Annotated in this window: 3 protein-coding genes and 1 pseudogene; all 4 read left to right on the forward strand. The window is 45.3% G+C overall.

The window, feature by feature from the left end:
* The first annotated feature begins 303 nt into the window (after positions 1-303).
* Positions 304-2,439: a type IA DNA topoisomerase gene (locus LD39_RS12320; RefSeq protein WP_035546994.1), complete on the forward strand. Its 2,136-nt coding sequence runs from the start codon at positions 304-306 to the stop codon at positions 2,437-2,439.
* A gap of 163 nt (positions 2,440-2,602) precedes the next feature.
* Positions 2,603-4,120, forward strand: coding sequence for a TIGR02677 family protein (locus LD39_RS12325; protein WP_052158849.1), 1,518 nt, complete (start codon positions 2,603-2,605; stop codon positions 4,118-4,120).
* Positions 4,101-5,276 carry a TIGR02678 family protein gene (locus LD39_RS12330; protein ID WP_035546995.1) on the forward strand — a complete coding sequence of 392 codons (1,176 nt, stop codon included), beginning with the start codon at positions 4,101-4,103 and terminating at the stop codon, positions 5,274-5,276. The genes LD39_RS12325 and LD39_RS12330 overlap by 20 nt, the downstream gene beginning before the upstream one ends.
* Positions 5,257-5,957: pseudogene (locus LD39_RS12335) on the forward strand (TIGR02680 family protein); the annotation flags it as partial. The gene LD39_RS12330 and the pseudogene LD39_RS12335, both read left to right, overlap by 20 nt.

Raw genomic sequence — 5,957 nt, forward strand, 5'->3', positions numbered from 1 at the left:
GGTTACTGTAGGGGAAAAGTGGGCGGCGACGATGTGGGTGCGGAGAAAACAGTACAGATAAGATCGTAAACGGAATTAACCCCATTACCCGCTGTGATTGGGTAGGGAGTAAGACTCTCTCTATTTAACACCTTCAATGTTGTCTTATCGATGACACTTGGAGGTGTTTTTCTATGGATAAAAACTACTTTTTAGAATCCCAGTTTAATTACTTTTCTAAGTTCTAATAGTTTCCTCTCGTCCCCCTTGCTTTCCTACTCATCTCATAGTAATCTTGGGGTCTATTGAAGGGAGTGGGAGACCATGACTAGAGTGGTCATCTTAGCCGAAAAACCCTCTCAGGCAAAAGCTTATGCAGAGGCTTTTACGATTCAGGAAAAAACAAAAACGTACATTCAATTAAAGCCGGATGAAACCTTCCCGGATGGCGCAACGATTACATGGGGAGTCGGCCATCTGGTTGAATTAAAAGAACCGCATGACTATAAACCAGAGTGGAAGCGTTGGAAGCTTGAGCAGCTGCCGATTGTTCCAGATCGTTTTCTTGAGAAAGTGTCGAAAGGAAAATGGGAGCAGTTTCAGGCGGTCAAAAAGCTTTTTCAGCAAGCGGACGTGATCGTGAATGCGGCCGATGTCGACCGCGAAGGCTCGAATATTTTTTACAGCATTCTCCGTTTAACCGGTGTAAAAGGAAAGCCCGTTCAACGCTTGTGGATCAATTCTCTTGAGAAAGATGAAGTGCGTAAAGGGTTTAAGAGTTTACAAAATAACGACAGGGACCTGCGGATGTTTGATGAAGCGAAAGCACGTCAAATCAGTGATTGGATGGTCGGGATTAATGCAAGCCGCCTGTTTACGCTGCATTTGCAGAAGAAAGGGTTCAACAACCACTTGTCAATCGGTCGCGTGCAGTCTCCGACTGTGTACTTGATCTACCAGCGTCACAAAGAAATTGAAAACTTCGTCTCCGAGCCCTTTTACCAGATTGAAGGCCTGTTCCAAGCGGAAAAGGGCTCCTATAAAGGACTTGCGAAGATTAAAGAAAAAGATAAAGCGAAAGTGCAAGCATTAATGGACAAGCATGGACTGAAGGAAAACGAGCCCTTAACGGGGATTGTTCAAAAGATAGATAAAAAGACGAAGCACATGAAGTCACCGAAGCTTCATTCGCTGTCTACCTTGCAGAGTGTGGCGAACAGACGCTGGAAATACACACCGTCACAAGTCTTAAAGACGATGCAAAAACTCTATGAAAAGCGTTTAGTCTCCTATCCGAGAACAGACTGTAATTTTATAACAGAAAATGAGTTTGCCTACTTAGTGAAAAATTTGAACCAGTACCAGGAAACGATGAATGTATCCTTTTCACCTGTGTCCTTAAAACCAAATAAGCGGTATGTGAACAATAGTAAAGTCCAAGAACACTATGCGATCATTCCGACAAAATCAGTTCCCAGCCAGAAGAAGCTGAATGGGCTGAGCCGGGATGAACAAAATATTTATAGAGAAGTTCTAGCTACGACGCTTGCAATGTTCCACGGGGACTACGTGTATGAAGAGACAACCATTTTCACACATGTCCACGATTTACCGTTTAAATCTACCGGGAAACGAGAAGTGGACCGCGGTTGGAAAGAGCTGTTTCCAAAGCCGTCTAAAGCTAAGCAGGACAAAGAAGTCTTACTGCCAGAAGTCCGAAATGGAGAAGAGGTTGGTGCAAAGCTTCATATTAAAGAAAGCATGACGCAGCCGCCGAAGCCGTATACGGAAGGGCAGCTTATTAACATGATGAAAACGTGCGGGAAGCTCGTGGATGATGAAGAAGATGTGGAAATCCTAAAAGAAGTTGAAGGTCTTGGAACAGAAGCGACCCGCTCTAGTATTATTGAAACGATTAAAGCACAGAACTATATTGAAGTGAAGAAAAACAATGTCTCGATCACAGCTAAAGGGATCATGCTTTGTGAAGCGATTGAAGGAACGCTTTTATCGAGTCCGTCCATGACCGCGAAATGGGAAGCGTATTTAAAGAAAATCGGCAGCGGTGAAGGTTCAAAGCAGATGTTTATCAAACAGACGCGTCAGTTTATTGATAAGCTCATTCAGGAAACGCCTGAATCGATTCAAAAGGTCCACGTTCGAAGCACGGGAGAGAAAAAAAGCTGGAATGAACCGATCGCCAAGTGTCCTGCTTGTCCTACGGGTGTGATCATGGATCGTTACAAATTCTACGCATGCTCCGCTTATAAAGAAGGATGTAAAGTGACTTTTCCGAAGCGATTAGCGGGAAAAACGTTAACGAAGAATATGATTAAAACGTTGTGTGAGAAGAAGCGTACGAAGGTGTTAAAAGGATTTAAAGGAAAGAAAACGTTTAGTACAGCTTTAACGCTCGATCAAGATTATAAGATTAAGTTTGATTTTAAAACGAAAGCTTGAAGGAGAAGTTTTCCATCTCCTCATTGTTCAAAGCATACTAGAATTTTTTTAACTAAACAAAGGCACCAGACCTCCACTTTTTAGCAGTGAGTTGGTCTGGTGTTTCTTTGTGGAATTCTAGTACAATAGAATTAAGAAGAACCATGTGGAAGGAGCGCGAAAAATGACGGTTTTTAAGAAGGTGACAGAGGCTACGTATTTAACAGCGGATAAAGCGTCTACTTATCGGGCGATTCTCCGCTATTTTTATACCCAGCACGAGCGCATGCGCGAATTCATATATCCCGTAGATATTTTTGTACACTTAAAGAAGCGCGAGGAATTTTCGGATTATACGATGGACCAGCTGCACACGGATTTGGAACCGTTAGTAAAGTGGGGGAATATTATTGCGCGCCAGGAAGTCGGTAAGGTGCGGACGGTGGATGAATTTAAGAAAAAACGGTTCCGCTATCAGTGTTCCCCTTATACGGTGGAGTTTGAGAGAATGCTTATTGAAATGGAGGGGCACGGGGAGACATTTGGTGGGTCGCTGGAACGGACGCAGTTTGAGAGGTTGCTTCAGGCTCTTGAAAAAGTAGAGGACGCCTTGAAGACTGAAGAGAAGACAGAGGAGTGTGCCCAGCGTTTGGAGGATGTGACGACGTTTTTTCGATCGATTACGAAAAATACTGCGGATTATTTGGCGTACTTAAATAGTGAAAAGGCGGAGGAGAAAATGCAGACGGAAGCGTTTCTTGCCTATAAAGATCAGTTTACAACCTACTTACGGGATTTCATTGTTGGTATGCAGCAGACATCCTATTTAATCCAGTCGATGCTTAAACGGTTGACGGTTGAGCGGCTATCTCCGTTTTTTCATAAGGTGGCGGAACATCAGGAGAAAGCGTTCCGGTTTGAGGAAAAGGTTCAGGAGGCTTCTCATGAGGAAAATCAGGAAAAATGGAGGTCGCTTCAGTCATGGTTCCTGGGTGATGCTGCGCATGAGAGTGAGTATGAGCTATTAGAGGAGCGTACGAATGAGTCGATCCGCCGGATTACGCGCGTGATGCAGCGGCTGAGTGAGCGGCATCAGCATTTTTACAGTCGAAAAAAGGACTACCTCCACCTCGCCAAGTGGTTCGAAAGCATGGAAGACGTGAGTGAGGCGCATCATTTATCGGCGGTGGCATTCGGTTTATTTCATACGAAGCATTTACATACCGACCATGTGCCGACAGATGATATTTATACGGATGTATGGGAAGAAGAAGCAATGAGCCATGAAACTCGTCCGCGCATTCAAGGTTACACCGAGCGGACAAAGGCTGGAGCTATCGTCGATCACACGAAGGAAAAAGAGCAGGTGAGAAAGGAACACGAAGAGCGTCGCAAGCTCGAAAAGGATATGGTGGAACAATATATTAAGGAAGGTCGAATCGATACCGAAGATCTGTCTGAAGTGGAAGCCTATGTGAGGAAGCTGTTTCTTTCATGGATTGGAAAAGCGATGGCGCGAAAAGATCATGTGGTTAAGACGAATACTGGAGAGCGTGTTAAGGTGGAGCTCGATGAGAAACGCAAAACCGTGCTAAGGTCAACAGATGGTGTCATGTATATGCCCGTGGCAGTCTTTCATTTCCTGGACCGTACGATTAAGGCAAAGGAAGGAGAGGTGTTCCATGGAACGGCAGGGGTTTGATGAGAAGGCTTCCGAAGCCTTGATAATTTTATTTGAAAACTTTTGGATCCTCCGGGCAGAAGATCCAGAGGTCTACCAGACCATCCGTGAGCGTGAACATGTGCTGAAGCGGTATGTGGTGGATAAGTTCGGTTTTGACCTGATCGTTCACCAGCATTTCATCAAGCTTGAAAAAATTCCGGTCGAATCCAGAGTTTGGATGGGGATGCAGGACTTTTCAGAGCCAATTGACTATGCTTTGTTCTGCTGCGGTCTTGCATTTACGGAGAGCCGTTCGGTGGATGATCAGTTTCTGTTATCCCACATCTGTGAAGAGATTAAGGAGTTGTATCCTGGGGAGATGGAGCTTGACTGGACGGTGTACTCCCATCGAAAATCGCTGATTCGCGCGATGCGGAAGCTTGTCGAACTCGGAATTTTGAAAGTAGTGGACGGAGAGATTGATGAGTTTCATAAGGACGAGGAATATGAAGTGCTGTATGAAGTGACGGTGTATGCGCGGTATTTCATGCGTAATTATCCTGAACAATTGTTCCAGTATCAAACGACTGATGAGATTCTGCAAAGTGAATGGAGTCGTCATTCATCGGACGCGCGACGGAAGCGCGTGTATCGAAAATTGTTCTTCTCGCCGGTCGTCTATCGCAAAGAAAAGGAGGACCCTGATTTTGCCTATATCCGCAATTTCCGCAGCCGCTTGTCGGATGATATCGAGATGCACAGCCCATATCGTCTTGAAGTATTTAAGAACGCAGCGATGCTCGTGATGGATGAACGACGTCAGCGCTTAACCCTTTTTCCTGATCAAAAAGGGGTGACAACGGTACTCCTTCATCTCTCCGCAAAATTGCGTGAGAACTTAGAATCTTATGAAATCAATGAACTTGGGGAAATCCGGATGACATCAATGGAACTGGAAGAATGGATGAAACAAGTCCAAAAAGAAGCGGGACATGGTTTCAGTAAAACGTTTCGGCAAGCTCCGGTCTCATCGCTTGTCTCTTCCGTGACCGAAGCACTCGAGAACTGGGAGCTAGGTTATCCCGAAGAATCAGGGATGTTTGTCATCCAGCCGGCATTCGGTCGTCTGATTGGCCATTACCCCGCAGACTATTTAGAGAAAAGGAGGGTGTCTGATGCCAGAGAAAACGAATAAATGGAAAATGCGCCGTGCCGGATTACTGAATTTCTGGTACTACGATTATGAAGTGTTTGATTTCTCTGATGGGAAACTGTTGCTGCGAGGGAGCAACGGTTCTGGGAAATCAGTAACGATGCAGAGCTTTCTTCCGGTGCTTCTTGACGGAAAGAAGACTCCTGACCGGCTGGATCCATTTGGCTCAAAAGCACGAAAGATGGAAGACTACCTGCTTGGAGAAAAGGAAGTTGTCAATCGTGATGAGCGGACGGGTTACCTTTTTATTGAATATGAGCGGGAGGACACCGGGCAGTACGTCACTACAGGCATCGGCTTGCAGGCAAAACGCCACAAGCCGCTGAAGTCGTGGGGATTTGCGCTCACGGACAACCGTCGAATTGGGCGGGGTTTTGAGCTTTATAAAATGGAAAAGGGTGAAAAGGTTCCTTTTTCACGAATGGAACTTGAGAACCGGATCGCAGACGGTGGAGAAGTTGTTCAGACAAATAAAGAGTACATGGCGCTTGTGAATAAATACGTGTTCGGATTTGAAACAATGGAGGCGTATGAAGACTTGATCAAGCTCTTGATCCAGCTGCGAAGTCCTAAGCTGTCAAAGGATTTTCGACCGACGGTGATTTATGAAATTTTAGAAGCTGCCTTGCCACCGCTCACGGATGACGACTTGCGTCATTTATC

The organism is Halobacillus sp. BBL2006 (assembly GCF_000786645.1).
Taxonomy (GTDB): Bacteria; Bacillota; Bacilli; order Bacillales; family Halobacillaceae; genus Halobacillus.